We start from the raw sequence: 17311 nt of genomic DNA on the forward strand, positions 1-17311 counted from the left end.
GCCGTGACAGCGCCATATCGCCGCAAAATGCGAGAGTTTTAGCCACTTCACATTTTTGGGGTATAAATTTCATTCTTGGTTGAAGTTGAAATATTTATTCCCCATACTGATTTTCACTTCATATCCGGACGCCGCTATGCGTTCAGGAGGATGCGCTGACACAGCGCGGCTGGCCTATCACAGAAGGAAACAGAATGAGTACACAACAGAAGCGGCTTGATGTGATCTGTATCGGGCGCATTGCCGTTGACCTCTATGGTCAGCAGATTGGTGCCCGGCTGGAAGATATGAGCACATTTTCCAAATATCTGGGCGGGTCGTCCGGCAATGTCGCTTACGGTACGGCCATTCAGGGGCTGAAATCCGGTATGTTGGCCCGCGTGGGCGATGAGCATATGGGCCGCTTTCTGCGGGAAGAGCTGCAGCGCGTAGGTGCGGATACCGAATGCCTGATCACGGATAAAACCCGCCTGACAGGCCTGGTGATCCTCGGGATCAAAGATCAGGATACTTTCCCGCTGGTGTTCTATCGGGATAACTGCGCTGATATGGGCCTGACGCCTGAAGATATTCAGGAAGATTACATCGCCTCTTCCCGCGCCGTGGCGGTGACCGGCACGCATCTGTCTCATCCTGATACCCGCGCTGCCGTGCTGAAGGCGTTGGACATCGCTCGTCGCCACGGTCTGCGCACCGCGCTGGACATTGATTATCGTCCGGTTCTGTGGGGGCTGACCTCGCTCGGTGACGGTGAAACCCGCTTTATCGAATCCAGCCACGTGACGCAGCAGCTGCAGGAAGTGCTGCATTATTTCGATCTGGTGGTCGGCACCGAAGAGGAGTTTCATATCGCCGGCGGCAGTACCGATACGCTGACCGCGTTGAAAAACGTCCGTCAGGCAACTAAAGCGACGCTGGTTTGCAAACGAGGAGCGCTGGGCTGCGTGGTGCTGGAGGGCGAAATCCCGACAAGCTGGGAGCAGACGAAACTGCAAAGCGGCGTGCGCGTGGAAGTGTTGAACGTGCTGGGCGCGGGCGATGCTTTTATGTCCGGCCTGCTGCGCGGCTGGCTGAACGATGAGAGCTGGGAACAGGCGTGCCGCTACGCCAACGCCTGCGGCGCGCTGGTGGTTTCGCGTCACGGCTGCGCGCCGGCGATGCCGACCAAAGCCGAGCTGGATGACTTCCTGAGCCGCGATAAAGAAGTTAAGCGGCCCGACCTGGACAGCCGCCTGAATCACCTGCATCGCGTTACCACGCGTAAACAGCAGTGGCCGGAGCTGTGCGTGTTCGCTTTTGACCATCGTAAACAGCTGGTAGATATGGCAAACGAGGCGGGCGTGGACACGACCCGCCTGCCGGAGTTGAAAACGCTATTGCTGCGCGCGGCGCAGGAAGCCGCCACGGAAGCCGGGCTGGATCGCCGTAGCGGCATTCTGGCCGATACCACCTTCGGGCAATCCACGCTGAATGCGATTACCGGCAAAGGCTGGTGGATCGGTCGCCCGATTGAGATGCCAGGCTCAAGGCCGCTGCGTCTGGAGCATGGCAATATCGGTTCGCAGCTGGTGGACTGGCCGCAGGAGCATGTGGTGAAGTGCCTGGTTTTCTATCATCCGCACGACAGCGCCGAGCTGCGTAAAGAGCAGGACGAGCTCATCCTTGACGTCTGGCAAGGCTGTAATAAGACCGGCCATGAACTGCTGCTGGAAGTGATCCTGCCGGAAAATAATCCGGATAAACAAGAGTCTTACTATCTGGAGATGCTGAGCCACTTCTATTCGCTGGGCATCCAGCCGGACTGGTGGAAACTGCCGCCGCTGAGCCTGGAAAGCTGGCAGGCCATCAGCGGGCTGATTGAGCAGCAGGATCCCTGGTGTCGCGGCATTTTGATCCTGGGACTGGATGCGCCGGAAGAGAAGCTGAAGGCGGGATTCGCCGCGGCGGCGCAGGCTCCCTGGGTAAAAGGTTTTGCGGTAGGCCGCACTATTTTTGGCCAGCCTTCACGCCAGTGGCTGCAAGGTGAACTTAATGACGAAGCCCTGATCGCTGAGGTAAAAGGGAATTATCTGCGCCTGATCGACTACTGGCGGGAAGTCCGTCCTGCAACCTGACCTTCCGTGCCTGTGCCGCCCGCCAGCTTCATTTTCCGTCCGCTGGCGGTGCGGTTAATTTCACCTGTTTTTTGACTTCCTCCCGGTTTACGTTTTTAAAAAAGGCGAACGTCGGCAAAGCCGCAGCGATCGTGTTTTTTTCTGTGATGGAATTCATATAGCGATGAAATAGAACCGCTGAATTTCGTTAGCAAGTGAAATTTTTTGTTCATCTGATAGAATAACCGCCAGAAGAATATGACTAAAATTTAGCGAGCCTGAGTCAATGACTATTACCCCAACACAGCTTTCCCTGTTACAGGACGATATTCGTCGTCGCTACGATACCCTGAGTAAGCGCCTTAAACAGGTGGCTCGCTATATCCTCGACAACAGCAACAGTATCGCTTTTGACACCGTAGCCTCTATCGCCCAGCAGGCCGACGTGCCGCCTTCTACGCTAATTCGCTTCTCCAACGCATTTGGCTTCAGCGGCTTTAACGAAATGAAGCAGGTGTTTCGTCAGCATCTGATGGAAGAAACCGTTAACTATACCGAGCGCGCGCGTTTGTTCCGCCAGACCTCGACGGATGAAACGGCCACGCCGCCGGAAAACCCGGCTGAAATTCTCAACGTCTTTACCATGGTCAATTCCCAGGCTTTGCAGCAGCTGGCGATGCAGACCAACCCGGAACAGCTGAATAAAGCCGTAGAGCTGCTGGCGCAGGCGGAAAATATCTATGTGATTGGCCTGCGTCGTTCGTTCAGCGTCGCTTCCTATCTGACCTATGCGCTGCGCCATCTGGAACGTCGCGCTTTTTTAATCGACGGCCTGGGCGGGATGTTTACCGAGCAGCTCAGCATGGTGAACCCTAAAGACGTGGTGATCGCTATCAGCTATTCGCCCTATGCGCGTGAAGCCGTCGAGCTGGTTGAGCTGGGTGCTAAACGCGGCGCGCAGCAGATTGCCATTACCGACAGCCAGGTCAGCCCGCTGGCCGCCTTCAGCGACGTCTGCTTTGTGGTGCGTGAAGCCCAGGTTGACGGCTTCCGTTCACAGGTTGCTTCGCTGTGCCTTGCGCAGACGCTGGCCGTTTCTCTGGCGCTGCACAACGTCAAGGACTGATCGGCCGCCTGATGGCGTTAGTGTAAAACCAGGCAGCGGCTGCCCGGGAGTTTAAAGCCGCTGACCCGAGGGTCATAAACCGCCAGGCCTGAAGGTTAGACACAGCCAGACCCGAAGGTCGCAAACCGCCAGGCCTGAAGGTTAGACACAGCCAGACCCGAAGGTCGCAAACCGCCAGACCTGAAGGTTAGAAATAGCCAGTTTTGCGAGTTAAAAGCCGCGGATCCGAGGTTGTAAACCGCCAGAACCGAGGGTTGCAAACCGCCAGGCCTTACGTCAGCGGCGCCGCCGCTTTCGCCAGGCGATCCTTCATTTGTCGATAGCGCTCCGTAACCTGCTGTTCCGCCCACTGCGCATCGGCGATTTTCTCTACCCTGACAGCGCAGTGTTTAAACTCCGGCGTTTTCGCTACCGGATCGACATGATCGAGGGTCAGCTCATTACAGGCACCTATCCACCACTGATAGGTCATATAGACCGTGCCCTGATTTGTTCTGTCGCTGACTTCAGCTCTGCTAAGCACCCTGCCGCGCCGCGAAGCTACCCATACCAGTTCGCCGTTATGAATATTCAGCGCACGCGCGTCTGCCGTATTCATCTGGATCCTGCCGGGTTCATCGGCCTGAGCCGCCAGGGCGTGGCAGTTGCCGGTCATCGAGCGGCAGCTGTAGTGGCCCACTTCACGCACCGTACAGAGCACCAGCGGCCAGGCTTCATCGGTTGCTTCGGCGGGCGGCTGCCAGTCGCAGGCAAACAGCAGCCCTTTACCGGAAGGACGCGAAAAGCGGTTTCCTTCATAGAGGTAAGGCGTGCCGGGATGTGCTTCATCAGGACAGGGCCACTGCACGTAGCCGAACCCGGCCATTTTCTCCCAGGTGGCGCCGGTGTACAGCGGGCAAAGCGCGCGCAATTCATCCCAGATCGCTTTATTGTTTTCGTAGCGCATGGGATACCCCATCGCCTGCGCCACGCGGCAGATAATTTCCCAGTCCGGCAGGACGTCGCCCTGCGGCTCTACAGCTTTTTCAAAGCGCTGGAACCCTCGATCGGCACTGGTATAAACGCCCTCATGCTCGCCCCAGCTGGTGGCGGGCAACAGGACATCCGCCAGCTCTGCCGTTTTGGTCATAAAAATATCCTGCACCACGATCAGATCCAGCTTTGCCATCGCCTGACGCATCAGGGCGAGATCCGGTTCGGTTTGCAGCGGATCTTCGCCCATAATCCAGTAGGCACGCAGCTTGCCCTCCAGCGCTAAATGGGGAACATCGGTAATGGCGTATCCGGGTTTATCACTGAGCGAGTCAACGCCCCAGGCGGCGGCAAATTTTTCGCGTACCGCCTTATCCGTTACGGGCTGATAGCCGGGGAAAACATCTGGCAGAGCGCCCATATCGCAGGCACCCTGCACGTTATTTTGCCCTCTGACCGGCCCCACGCCGACGCCCGGCCGTCCGAAATTGCCGGTAGCCAGCGCCAGGCTGGCCAATCCTTTCACCACATCCACGCCCTGCCCCCACTGGGTCACGCCCATTCCCCATAAAATAGTGGCGTTGCGGGCGCTGGCATAAAGGCGAGCAGCCTGGCGAATAAGCTCCGGCTTGAGTCCTGTGATGGCTTCCACCGCTTCCGGCGAATAGCGCTGGACGCCTTCCCGCCACGCTTCCAGCCCTTCCGTATGCTTATCGATATAGCTTTTGTCCCACAGTTTTTCAGCGATCAGCACGTGAGCAAGCGCGTTCACCAGCGCCATATTGCTGCCGTTTTTTAGCGGTAGCCACAGATCGGCCAGCCGGGCGCTTTCGATATAGCGCGGATCGCAGACGATAATTTTGGCCCCTTTCTCTTTGGCATGCAGAATGCGTCTGGCCACGATCGGATGAGAATCCGCAGCGTTATAACCAAAGATAAGCAGGCAATCGCTTTCTTCAATATCCTTCATGCCGTTGCTCATCGCCCCATTGCCCAGCGTCGCCCGCAGGCCGGCGACGGAAGGGCCGTGGCACACCCTGGCGCAGCAGTCGATGTTATTGCTTCCCAATACGGCGCGCGCAAACTTCTGCATAACATAGTTGGTTTCGTTTCCCGGCCCGCGTGAAGATCCGGTAACCATAATGCTTTCAGGCCCTGAACGAGCGCGAATTTTTTGCAGCCGCCTGCTGACAAAATCGATAGCTTCCTGCCAGCTGACTTTTTCAAAAGGCCCGCCTCGTTTACGACGAATGGCAGGATGCTGCAAGCGCGGCGTCAGCAGGCGGGTATTATTCAAAAACTCCCAGCCGAAGTAGCCCTTCAGGCAAAGCTTTCCCTCATTGGTTACGCCGGGCGCGCCTTCCGCGCCAACGACTTTCCCGTCTGCAATCTGCAACGCAATTTTGCAGCCGCAGCCGCAGTAGGGACAAACAACAATCGCTTTATCCATGTGTCTCCACCTCCTGTAAATAAGGGCCGTTCAGCTGGCTTTCTGCTGCGGCTCGCTGCTGCTTTTGCTGCTGTCGCTGTGTCAGTCCGGCGGCGGTCATCAAAGTCAACGCGCCGGTTGGGCACACGTGGATGCAGGCAGGCCCGTCGGATTGACCCGCGCAAAGATCGCATTTCACTATCAGCGGCTTTTCTTCAGGCTTGCTGACGATTTCAATGGCGCCAAACGGGCAGGCGATAACGCAGCTTTTGCAGTCAATACAGCGGTGACGGCGGGTTGCTATCATACCCAGCTCGCCCTTATACAGCGCCGCAACAGGGCACGCAGAGACGCAGGGCGCGTTATTACACTGATGGCACATAACGGGTACGCTAACCTGCGACGATTTAATAACCTTCAGGCGAGGGAAATAGCGCTGCGCAGCCAGTAACGGCGTGCCCGTATGCGCCACGGCGCAGGCAACCTCACAGGTATGGCAGCCGATACATTTTTCAGGCTGGGCGACGATAAACTGGCTCATAAGGCCCGCTCCTTTCTTTCTGCGCGGGTCATTTCCGCGCTCTGTTCAAACATCGCCAGCATCTCTCGCGCGCTGCGACGCCCTTCCGCCATAGCCGTTACCACCAAATCGGCACCGTGCACGGCGTCCCCGGCGGCAAACACTTTTGGATGATGCGTTTGCGTTGTGCGGCCCGCCTGGCCTGTTTTAATCAGCCCCCAACGATCGAAACGAATCGCCTGTCCCGCCAGCCAGGGCATCTCGTGCGCCTGAAAGCCAAAGGCCAGGATCAGCGCGTCGGCAGCCAGCACGAATTCAGATCCTTTGACCGGCTGCGGTCGTCGACGCCCGTCGCTGCCTGGCTCACCGGCAACGGTGCGGATCATCCCTATGCCGCTCAGGCGACCGCCCTTATCCAGCTCGATATATTGCGGCAGCAGGTTAAACATAAATTCCACGCCTTCTTCGCGCGCGTTGGCGACCTCTTTTTTAGAGCCAGGCATACTCTCTTCATCGCGTCGATAGGCGCAAATTACCTGTTTCGCCTGCTGCCGGATGGCGGTACGTACGCAGTCCATCGCCGTATCGCCGCCGCCCAGTACTACGACTTTTTTTCCCTTCAGCGAGACATAAGGCTGCTGTTCATCCTCTGCCAGCCCCATGACCCGTCGCGTATTAGCGGTCAGATAGGGCAGCGCCTGAATAACGCCGGGCGCATCCTCATGCTCAAGGCCCGCCTGCATCAATTTATAGGTGCCCACGCCCAAAAAGACGGCGTCGTAATCCGCCAGCAGACGAGAGAAAGGAAGGTCGCGGCCAATTTCGCAGCTAAGGTGAAACTTAATTCCCATTTCGCTGAAAATAGCGCGGCGGGTTGCCATCAGCTGTTTATCCAGCTTGAAAGAGGGGATCCCAAAGGTCAGCATCCCGCCGATTTCGGGATGGCGATCGTAGACATCCACCTGAACGCCGCTGCGCGCAAGGATATCGGCACAGCCCAGCCCGGCAGGCCCGGCGCCCACCACCGCTACCTTTTCACGCCGGGCCTCAATCGCTGGCGGCGTCGGGCGCCAGCCCTGCCTGAACGCTTCATCAGTGATGTAACGCTCGAGGTTACCTATCGAAACCGCGCCCGACCGACCGCTGAGCGTACATGCGCCTTCGCAGAGCCGATCCTGTGGACAGACGCGCCCGCAAATTTCCGGCAGGCTGCTGGTCTGGTGCGACAGCTCTGCCGCATCGATAATTCGCCCCTCCTGCACCAGGCGGATAAAATCGGGGATGGCGTTGTGCAGCGGGCAGGCCCAGCCGCACCACGCTTTTTGCGCGCAATAAAGGCAGCGCTCGGCCTCATAGCCCGCCTGCGACGGCGAGAGGCCCTGATAAATCTCGCAGAAATGCCTGGCGCGCTCCGTGGGTTTAAGCTTGCGGGCGCCAATGCGCGGCAGCTTATCCAACGCCTTTGCGGCGCGTCCGGCTACTGGCCGCAGCGCTTTATCGTCAGCGGTGGCGTACTGACGGTATTGCCGAAGCCGCGTCAATGTATTTTCATCCATCACCTGTAGCGCCTGGGTCGGGCAGGAAGCCACGCAAGCGGGCTTGCCCTGCTCGGTTTGCTCGCAGAGATCGCACTTACTCATCACGTCTTCAGAAGCAGCCGGTTCAATCGCACCAAACGGGCAGGCCAGCAGACAATTTTTGCAGCCTATGCACTTTTCCTCATGCAGCCGCACGCTGTTGTATTGAAAAACAAGCGCCTGAGTTGGGCAACTGGCGACGCAGGGCGCTTTGTTGCACTGACGACAGGTAACGGGGCCGCAGCCTTTGACAAGATGAATGCGCGGCCGAAACTGCCCACGATGGGCTGGCCATTCGCCATCGCCGTGCGCTAGTGCGCAGGCCACTTCACAAACATGACAATCGATACACTCGCTGGGATTAACAGTGACAAACCGGTTCATTTTTACTCCTTTTTATGCCGCACAGATCCCTTTCGTCGGGTTATGCAAAAAAAGGGCACATTTGCGGAAAAAAGCCATTCAGAACTGATTTTTGTGAGGCATTACGCAGTTGCTAACGAGAACGTCGGTTTGACAGAGGGATGTCGCCGCTATGGCAGATGTAGACAGGAGAATTACCGTCTCATTTTGAGAAAAAAACCTCAAAGTGAAACGACTCCAGCGACACACGCGCGAGCAGCGGACTTGTTTTAAATCAGTTTCTTCGAGATGCCTCACAGCCCTGTCGCTTGTCGCGGACATCTTCACACTCTGGCATATCACTTGCTTAGGGCTGTCCCGGGAAGCATCTGGAGGGCCAAAATCCGTGAAAACTCTTTTAGTGGGCAATGAAGTACCGCGCGTCGACGGCAAGGCGAAAGTCAGAGGCGCAGCCGTATATGGTGACGATATTGTGCTGAAAAACATGCTTTATGGCGTGTGTCGCTACGCTGATATCGCCGCAGGCCAAATCGCCTCGCTGGATATCTCGGAAGCGGAAAAACTACCTGGCGTGGTGAAAATCGCCACCTGGAAGGACATCCCAGGCCAGCGCTGTATCGGCGTGGTTATCCCGGACTATCCGCCTATCGTTGAGAGCGAAATTGCTTTTCGGGGGGACGTCATTGCCGTGATCGCGGCGGAAAGTTATGAAATAGCCAGCCAGGCCGCCGATAAAATCCGCGTAGCCTATACGCCCTGGACACCGATAACATCGGTGAGAGAAGCCATCAGGCCGGGGGCACGGCCCATCCACAGTGACAAAGAAAATAATATTATTAATCATCACCATACGATTAAGGGCGATATTGAGGCGGGCTTTGCGGCCTCCAGCTATATCTTTGAGCGCGATTTTGAGGTCGGCTTTCAGGAGCACGCCTATATTGAGCCAGAGTCGATCACCGTTGGCTACGACGATAATGAACAGATCGTCACGATTTATGGGTCAATACAAAACGCGCATCGCGTGCGCGGCATGGTGGCGAAATATCTGGATCTGCCGCAGTCGAAGGTTAACGTGAAGCGCTCCGTACTGGGCGGATCTTTCGGCGGCAAAGACGATATTATCGATCATCTTGCCTGCCGCGCGGCGCTGCTGGCCGTGCTGACTTCGCGCCCGGTAAAAATGACCTATAACCGCGAACAGTCAATGCGTGAAAGCTATAAACGCCATCCTTATCAGATGCATTATAAAATCGGTCTGGACGATCGGGCGCGTATCCAGGCAATAAAAATAGATATCCTTGCGGATGGCGGCAGCTATGCCGGGCAAACGCCTTTTGTCACCTGGCGTAGCTCCGTACAGGCTGCCGGGCCTTATAATATTCCCAACGTGCGCGTCGATATTACCGGCGTCTACACCAACAATAATTATACCTCCGCCTATCGCGGCTTTGGCGCGCCACAGGTTATTTTTGCCAACGAATCGCTGATGGACGAGGTCGCGGAAAAAATGGGGCTGTCACCCGTCGAGCTGCGCCTGAGAAACGTACTGCGCCAGAACGACACCAGCATGGCTGGGCAGGTTCTCAGCGAGCATCAGGTCTCCGCGCAGGAAGTCCTGCAAAAGGCTATCGACAAAACCGAGTTTTTGGCGAAGCGGGAGCACTATCGGCAGCTCAATCAGCTGGGCGGGCCGATTAAGTATGGTATTGGGCTGGCGCTCAGTCATCGGGGCTGTTCGCTGGGCGCCGAGGGGCTGGATGCCTCTTCCGCGCTGATACAGATCAATGCCGACGGCAGCCTGAATCTTTCCACCTCCGTGTCTGAAAACGGCCAGGGATTGCAGACCACCATGTCGCTTATTGCAGCGGAAGCGTTTGGTCTGGATCTGACACAGATTCATTTCACCGATCCGCCGACCGCCATGATTGCTGATGGGGGATCTACCGTCGCGTCGCGCGGCACGCTAATGGGCGGACAGGCGGTGCTTAGCGCGGCGAATACCATCAAGCGACGCATGGCTAAAGCGCTGGCGCAAACGCTGGATGTAACCGATCCCGACGATCTGGTATGGGAAAACGGCACCGTATTTCACCGCCGACAACCCTCTAAGCGACTGCCGTTCCGGCAGGTCGTTGACGTGACCAAAGCTGCCGGTGCCAATCTTTCGGCTTACGGCTGGCACGTCGCGCCGGCTATCCACTGGGACGAAGAAAAAGGAAGCGGCAGCCCCTACTTTACCTGGGTTTACGGCTGTCAGGTCGCCGATATCGCGCTGGATACCCGCACCGGAAAAATTACGTTCAACAACGCCACGGCCGTGCATGACGTCGGCAAAGTGATCAACAAAGTCGGCTTTGAAGGGCAGGTCTACGGCGGTCTGGTTCAGGGCATGATCGGCTACGCCATGCTGGAAGAGTTCAATACAGAGCAAGGCGAGGTTAAGTCTGAGAACTTTGATACCTATCTGCTGCCCACGATTAAAGACGTGCCGAATATCGACATCGTCGCGGTAGAAAACCATGACAAGGCTGGCCCCTATGGCGCCAAAGTTATTGGCGAACCCGTGCTGGAGCTTGGCGGCGCGGCGCTAAATAACGCCGTGAGCTTCGCGCTTGGACGTCGCAACTATACGCTGCCGCTGACGCTGGAGCAGGTTCGCCTGGGCTACGCGTTGAAAAAACCGGTCCGCCAGAGCGAGCTACAGGCTGAATCGGGCGGTAAAAAACAGGTTTTACGGCTGAACACGCTACAAATTTACCGCCCGGACACGCTGGATGACGCGCTACGGGCGCTGGCCGACGGCCAGGCCAGGCCGATTGCAGGCGGAACGGATGTGCTGGTACAGGCGCGGCTTAGTACGGTGCCGCTGCCGCTGGTGGATATTTCAGGTTTGAAAGAACTACAGCGTATCGCCCTCTGCGATGAGGGCGTGACCATTGGGGCTGGCGTTTGCTTTAGTGATTTGACGGCTGACCAGCGGCTTCAGGAGCACTATCCGCTATTAATTAGCGCCTGCAACACCATTGGTTCACTACAGCTCCGTAATCGGGCGACGCTGGGTGGCAATATCGTTAATGCCGCGCCCTGCGCAGACTCCGTACCGCCGCTGATTATCTATGACGCTATCGTCGTGCTGCAGAGCCAGCAGGCGCAGCGCCGCATGCCGCTGTCGGACTTTATTACCGCAGGCTATCGTACCCGGCTACAGCCTGGCGAGTTGCTGACCGCGGTGATACTGCCCGCGCCCTATCGCGATCCTGGCCTTGAGCAACGCTATCTACAGCTGGGTCGTCGCAATGCGCTGAACATTACCCGTCAGAGCTTTACCGGCCAGTTTACCTTCAATCATGCGGGGATGCTGGTTCGCTGTCGTCTGGTAGATGGCGCGTTGTTGAGTAAACCTCAACGCTTGATTGCGGTAGAGAAAGTTCTGACCGGACAGGCGTTGACGGTCGCACAGATAGAGGCGGGTGCCAGCGCGCTGGAAGCCCTGCTAATGGCGGCGATAGGCAACCGTTGGTCCGCCGCGTACAAGGTGCCGGTAGCGTTAAATATGCTGCGTCAAATGTTGCAGGAAGCCCGTGAAGCCGGGACAAAATAAGGAGCAAAAAAATGAACAGGATCGGGCTGACAGTAAACGGGGTTCAGGTTGAGAAAACGGTTGAGGATAATCGCCGCCTGCTTGATTTTTTACGGGAAGATTTACAGCTGACCGGCACCAAAGAGGGCTGCTCGGTAGGCGAGTGCGGCGCCTGTACGGTGATCATGAACGGTAAGGCTGTCTGTTCATGCCTGGTGCTGGCGGCGCAGTGCGATGGTGCGACGGTCAGCACTATTGAAGCACTACACCAGGATGAAACCGGTAGAAAACTGCAGCAGGAATTTGTGCGCCACGGCGGCGTGCAGTGTGGCTTTTGCACGCCGGGCGTGCTGATGAGCACCAAAGCGCTGCTGGATAAAAACCCTCGCCCGAGCGACCAGCAGATTGCAGAAGCGCTGGAGGGAAATCTTTGCCGCTGTACCGGTTACAAGCCAATTATTAAATCAATTAAGGCGGTGCTGAAGACGGAGTAAAGCCATTATGAAGGAATGTATTATGCTGGCGGCCGGACGCTCATCGCGTATGGGATGTTGGAAAATGCTGCTGCCATGGCAGGATACGACGGTGCTGGACAGTGCCATCCGCAATGCGCTGGCGTTCTGCGACAGAGTTATCCTGGTAACAGGCTATCGTGCTGAAGAGCTTCATCAGCGTTACGCCCATTGGCCTGCCGTGGATGTTTGCCACAACGCCGGTTACCAGGCAGGGATGTTCTCTTCGGTACGCTGCGGTGCCGCCGTGCTTTCCGGCGGGCGCTTTTTCGTTGTACCCGGAGATATGCCCGCGATTGATCCGACCATCTATGCACAGCTGTGGCGGCATCAAAGTCTCTGCTGCCAACTGCCCTGCTACGCGGGCAAAAATGGGCATCCGGTGCTTCTGCCTGCCGGGATGGCGGCGCGAATAACCGCAGCGCCTGAACAAAGTACGCTGCGCAAGCTGATTCAGGAATATGGCTGCATCAGCGTACCGATCGACAGCCCAACCGTTCACTGGGATTTAGACACGCCCGCACAGTATCAGCAACGCCTTAGCAACGCCTGCTGAAGCTCAGGCCTGCAGGCCATATTTTTTTATTTTCCGATACAGCGTCGCTACGCCAATGCCCAGCTCTTCCGCTATCTGCTTCTTATTACGGGTGCGCTGCAGCGCTTCTTCTATCAGGCTTTTTTCTACTGATTTCAGCTTTGCCCCTTCCTCTTCCTCTTTTTCGACCGGGCCGCAAACCGTTTTCGGCGGGTACGCCATCAACGGCACAGAACGAATTGTGGTATGGAACAGCGGAGGCAGTAAGGCGCCGTCTATTATCTCCCCTTCAGGAACGATATTGACCAGATACTCCACCAGATTGCTTAACTCGCGCACGTTGCCTGGCCACAGATAGCGTTGTAACAGCTCTATCGCTTCCCGGCTGATACCCGGATAGGCGCAGCCGATGCGCTGCGAGTGATGATTAAGAAAATAGTGCATCAAAAGTTCGATATCCCCTTCGCGATCGCGCAGCGGCGGCACCTCCAGCGGAATAACGTTCAGGCGATAGTAGAGATCCTCCCGGAACTTTCCCTCCTCAATAAATTGCCGCAGGTTTTGATGCGTAGCGGAAATAATTCGAATATCGACAGACACAGGGCGGCTTGCGCCAACGGGCAGCACCTCGCGGTTTTCTATCGCCCGCAGTAAACGAGCCTGCAGGCTCAGCGGCATATCGCCAATTTCATCCAGAAACAGCGTGCCGCCATTGGCTGACTGGATCAGCCCCGCCCGTCCGCCGGGCGCCGCGCCGGTAAAAGCGCCTTTTACATAGCCGAACAGCTCGCTTTCCAGCAGGTTTTCAGGAATGGCCGCACAGTTTATCGCCACAAACGGCCTGTCGTGCCTTTTGCTGAGCCTGTGGATAGCCCGCGCCACCACCTCTTTTCCGGTGCCGCTTTCCCCCAGTATCATCACGCTGGAAGGGCTGGAGGCGATGCGCATAATCAGCCGTTTCAGTTTGTGGATTGCTTTGGATTTTCCTACCAGCCGTTCAATGCCGGGCGGCTCGTTTTCAGTCAGCAAAGAAGCAGCCAGCGCGTCCTGATGAAAAGCCATTAAAAAGAGTTTTTGCTGACCGATATGATGTAGCTGCCCCGTCAACAGCATCTGCTGGTCGCCCATAATCACGCGGTGCTGGGCATGACCGTGAGCCGCTTTCCGCTGACGGCTGAGCGGCTCAATAGCCAGGGATCTTCCCGTTAAACTTTCGTGAGTGGCATCCAGCTGGCTGAGCGCACGATCGTTAACGGCTTTCACTTTACCGTCCCGATCCAGCAGGATCACCCCTTGATCCATACTGCCTAGCAGCGTGTGCCAGACGGCATCGCTTTGCGTTTGCCGTGGCTGAGCGCTGGCGAGATTAGCCACCAGCAGTCGGGAAACGTGCCGCATATACTGCACAAACATATCCGCGTTATCGCTGAGTTTTCGGTGCTGCTCATTATTGACGGCAATAAGGCTGATGACGCCCAGACAACGGTGAGGGGCCAGGATAGGTACGCCGATAAAAGCTCGCTCTTTGCAAAACTGTCGGTGCTGACAGGCTTTGCACAGGGGGTTGTACCGCGAGTCGACGACAACCATTTCCTTTTGCGTTTCGATGACGTTTCTGAGCAGATGGTTATTGCTTTCCGGACTATGTCCGAAGCGATAACTGTAAGGGCCGGTGCCGGCAATGCGAATGAGGTGGCGATCGACAACCTCCACTTCCATTTCCAGCACGTTAGCCAGCAGGCTGCTGAAATTCAGAATGGTCGGCTGTATGGCCATCAGACCAGAGGGTAACGATGGAGCTTCATCCATGACGTGCATCCTTTTGTTCACAATCCCTTCTCTCATCCTGGAGAGTCATGTGCTGAATCTCATTTTGAGAGAAACAGCAGGCTTTATCATTTTGAGCGCTGAGAATCCAACGATCGCGTAACACCATACTCCGTCATGCCCTTGGCTGTCATGCCCGTTACCCTACTCAAGCCCTCTTCATTAACCACATCGTTTTAAAATTGCTACATATCTCGCAAATTCGGCGACAGATCACGTTTTTCTGCCACCGATAGCCGCGTCTCCCACTCCTGGCACAGAAGTTGATTACAGCGGTCAGGCTTCCTGCCATGTCGTTAGCGGCAGGGATAACGTATCGCTATAAGGAATCGCTTAAATGGAAGAGACAGGCGCACTGCTACGGACCATTGGCCAGAGGAAAACTGGCCTGGCCAGTAAAGATTTTTTGCTTACCTGGGAGCAAACCCGCGAAGAACTTGAGCAAGTGCTGGATATTGCTCAGGTGATGAAAATCATGCGTGAGAAAAACATCGATACCCGGATTTTTAATAGTGGGCTCGGTATTTCGGTTTTCCGCGACAACTCCACCCGTACGCGTTTTTCCTACGCCTCGGCGCTGAATCTGCTGGGGCTGACGCAACAAGATTTGGACGAGGGCAAATCGCAGATCGCGCATGGCGAAACGGTACGTGAAACCGCCAATATGATCTCCTTTTGCGCGGATGCGATCGGCATTCGCGACGACATGTATCTGGGCGCGGGTAACGCCTATATGCGGGAAGTCGGTGCAGCGCTGGATGAGGGCTTTAGCCAGGGCGTTCTGCCCCAGCGACCTGCCCTGGTCAATCTGCAATGCGATATCGATCACCCCACGCAGTCCATGGCGGATTTGGCCTGGCTTAAAGAACATTTCGGCGGGCTGGACCAGTTGAAAGGCAAAAAAATCGCCATGACCTGGGCCTATTCGCCCAGCTACGGCAAACCGCTTTCGGTACCTCAGGGCATTATTGGATTGATGAGCCGTTTTGGTATGGAAGTCACGCTGGCGCATCCCGAGGGCTACGACCTTATCCCCGACGTGCTGGAAGTGGCCCAGCGCAACGCCAAAGCGTCCGGCGGCAGCTTCCGTCAGGTCAGCACGATGGAAGAGGCGTTCCGCGACGCCGATATCGTCTATCCAAAATCCTGGGCGCCCTGGCAAGTGATGCAGCAAAGAACCATGCTGCTGCGCAATCAGGATACCGCCGGACTAAAAGCCCTTGAGCAGCATTGTCTGCAACAAAATGCGCGTCATCAGCAGTGGCACTGTACGGAAGAGATGATGAAGCTGACCCGCGACGGCAGCGCACTCTATATGCACTGTCTGCCCGCCGACATCACCGACGTTTCCTGCGAGGCGGGCGAGGTCGCCGCCAGCGTTTTTGAGCGCTATCGCATTGCCACCTATAAAGAGGCCAGCTGGAAACCGTGGATCATCGCCAGCATGATCCTGGCCCGAAAATTTGCCGATCCCGCTGCCGTGCTGACCCGCTGCCTCCAGGAAGCGCAGCCAAGGATTAAATGCTGAAAAAACCACGGTTCCCGATCACTTTTTTGAGGAAAGGTCAGCTATGTCCAGCTTCGAGTTAAAAATGGTTATTGAAGACAACGCGGCATATGCGCCTGAACGGTCCGACCTGTTCAATCGCCGTACCGCCAGGGCCGCACGGGCTTTTCACAGCAAGCTGCCGGGCTATCGTCCGACTCCGCTGCTCTCTTTGCCCGCTCTGGCCGCCGCGCTCGGCGTTGAACAAATCCTGGTTAAGGATGAGTCGCAACGCTTTGGTCTGAACGCTTTCAAAATGCTTGGCGGCGCATGGGCTATTGCCCGCCTGCTCTGCAAAGAAACCGGCAGCGATATTAACGAATTTTCCTTTGCCGCCTTTCGTCAGCAGCAGCGCGTACCCATGACGTTTGCGACCACCACAGATGGCAACCATGGGCGCGGCGTCGCCTGGGCGGCGCTCCAGCTGGGACAACATGCCGTTATCTATATGCCTAAAGGCTCCTCGCCCGCCCGCGTCAAACATATTACCGACCTGGGCGCCGAGTGCATCGTTACCCAAATGAACTACGACGACACGGTGCGTCTGACCATGCGCAATGCCGAAAAGCAGGGCTGGAAAGTCGTGCAGGACACCGCCTGGGAAGGCTATCGCGAGGTACCCACCTGGATTATGCAGGGCTACGCCACGCTGGCGGATGAAGCCGTAGAGCAAATGCAGGCGCTGGGCACTTCGCCGACCCACGTTTTTTTGCAGGCGGGCGTGGGAGCAATGGCTGCTGGCGTGCTCGGCTATTTGTGCGACGTATACGAGGCCGCCAGCCTGCATGCCGTGGTCGTAGAGCCGGACAAAGCCGACTGTCTCTTTCGTTCCGCCAAACGGGGCGAAATGGTCAACGTGGGCGGCGAGATGAATACCATTATGGCCGGGCTGGCCTGCGGCGAGCCCAATCCGCTTGGCTGGCCGCTATTGCGCGGCTGCGCCCGGCAGTTTATCTCCTGCGAAGATCGCGTCGCCGCTTTGGGGATGCGCGTGCTGGGTAATCCGCTGGGCGACGATCCACGCATTATATCCGGCGAATCGGGCGCGGTCAGCGCAGGCGTGCTGGCTGCCGTTCTGCATCATCCCCAGTCGCAGGCGCTAAAAGAAAAACTCAGGCTTACCCCGGCTTCGCGCGTGCTGCTGCTCAGCACCGAAGGCGACACCGATCCTCAGCACTACCGGGAAGTGGTGTGGGAAGGAAAAGACGGCATTACCGCTTAATTAACA

General features: G+C 56.8%; 11 protein-coding genes. 7 read left to right on the plus strand and 4 right to left on the minus strand.

What is annotated here, in order from left to right; genetic code table 11:
- Positions 1-194: 194 nt before the first annotated feature.
- Positions 195-2114, plus strand: a complete 1920-nt coding sequence (locus QZH36_RS19645; protein WP_253457449.1) for a bifunctional 5-dehydro-2-deoxygluconokinase/5-dehydro-2-deoxyphosphogluconate aldolase — start codon at positions 195-197, stop codon at positions 2112-2114.
- Positions 2115-2379: 265 nt separating this feature from the next.
- Positions 2380-3219 carry a MurR/RpiR family transcriptional regulator gene (locus tag QZH36_RS19650; RefSeq protein WP_253457446.1) on the plus strand — a complete coding sequence of 280 codons (840 nt, stop codon included), beginning with the start codon at positions 2380-2382 and terminating at the stop codon, positions 3217-3219.
- Between the two features lie 271 nt (positions 3220-3490).
- On the opposite strand, the gene fdhF is transcribed toward QZH36_RS19650, so the two are convergent.
- The 3 genes from fdhF to QZH36_RS19665 are packed head-to-tail and all read right to left on the minus strand — an operon-like array spanning position 3491 to position 8101.
- The gene (gene fdhF / locus QZH36_RS19655) at positions 3491-5641 is read right to left on the minus strand and encodes a formate dehydrogenase subunit alpha (RefSeq protein WP_301730930.1); all 2151 of its coding nucleotides are present in this window, start codon (positions 5639-5641) and stop codon (positions 3491-3493) included.
- Entirely contained in the window at positions 5634-6161 is a 528-nt protein-coding gene (locus tag QZH36_RS19660) for a 4Fe-4S dicluster domain-containing protein (RefSeq protein WP_253457440.1), read from the minus strand. The genes fdhF and QZH36_RS19660 overlap by 8 nt, the downstream gene beginning before the upstream one ends.
- Positions 6158-8101 carry a glutamate synthase small subunit GltD family protein gene (locus QZH36_RS19665; RefSeq protein WP_301730931.1) on the minus strand — a complete coding sequence of 648 codons (1944 nt, stop codon included), beginning with the start codon at positions 8099-8101 and terminating at the stop codon, positions 6158-6160. Before QZH36_RS19665 ends, QZH36_RS19660 begins: the two co-directional genes overlap by 4 nt.
- 364 nt (positions 8102-8465) lie before the next feature.
- Here QZH36_RS19665 and QZH36_RS19670 point away from each other — a divergent pair, with 364 nt between their 5' ends.
- Genes QZH36_RS19670 through QZH36_RS19680 form a run of 3 tightly spaced genes read left to right on the plus strand, consistent with a single transcriptional unit; the run spans position 8466 to position 12731 of the window.
- On the plus strand, positions 8466-11684 hold the full coding sequence (locus QZH36_RS19670; RefSeq protein ID WP_301730932.1) for a molybdopterin cofactor-binding domain-containing protein: 3219 nt from the start codon (positions 8466-8468) through the stop codon (positions 11682-11684).
- A gap of 11 nt (positions 11685-11695) precedes the next feature.
- A complete protein-coding gene (locus QZH36_RS19675) occupies positions 11696-12157 on the plus strand; it encodes a (2Fe-2S)-binding protein (RefSeq protein ID WP_253457431.1) in 462 nt (153 codons plus the stop codon).
- Between the two features lie 7 nt (positions 12158-12164).
- A complete protein-coding gene (locus QZH36_RS19680) occupies positions 12165-12731 on the plus strand; it encodes a nucleotidyltransferase family protein (RefSeq protein ID WP_253457428.1) in 567 nt (188 codons plus the stop codon).
- A gap of 3 nt (positions 12732-12734) precedes the next feature.
- On the opposite strand, the gene QZH36_RS19685 is transcribed toward QZH36_RS19680, so the two are convergent.
- Positions 12735-14519: a sigma 54-interacting transcriptional regulator gene (locus QZH36_RS19685; RefSeq protein ID WP_301730933.1), complete on the minus strand. Its 1785-nt coding sequence runs from the start codon at positions 14517-14519 to the stop codon at positions 12735-12737.
- A gap of 355 nt (positions 14520-14874) precedes the next feature.
- Between QZH36_RS19685 and ygeW the strand changes: the two genes are divergently transcribed.
- Together ygeW and QZH36_RS19695 are read left to right on the plus strand one after the other, a co-directional pair.
- Entirely contained in the window at positions 14875-16065 is a 1191-nt protein-coding gene (ygeW, locus tag QZH36_RS19690) for a knotted carbamoyltransferase YgeW (RefSeq protein ID WP_301730934.1), read from the plus strand.
- 43 nt (positions 16066-16108) lie between these two features.
- Complete coding sequence (locus QZH36_RS19695; protein WP_301730935.1) at positions 16109-17305, plus strand: diaminopropionate ammonia-lyase; 1197 nt, start codon at positions 16109-16111, stop codon at positions 17303-17305.
- Positions 17306-17311 lie beyond the last annotated feature (6 nt).

Origin of the sequence: Erwinia wuhanensis (assembly GCF_030484085.1) — a bacterium.
GTDB lineage: Bacteria > Pseudomonadota > Gammaproteobacteria > Enterobacterales > Enterobacteriaceae > Erwinia > Erwinia aeris.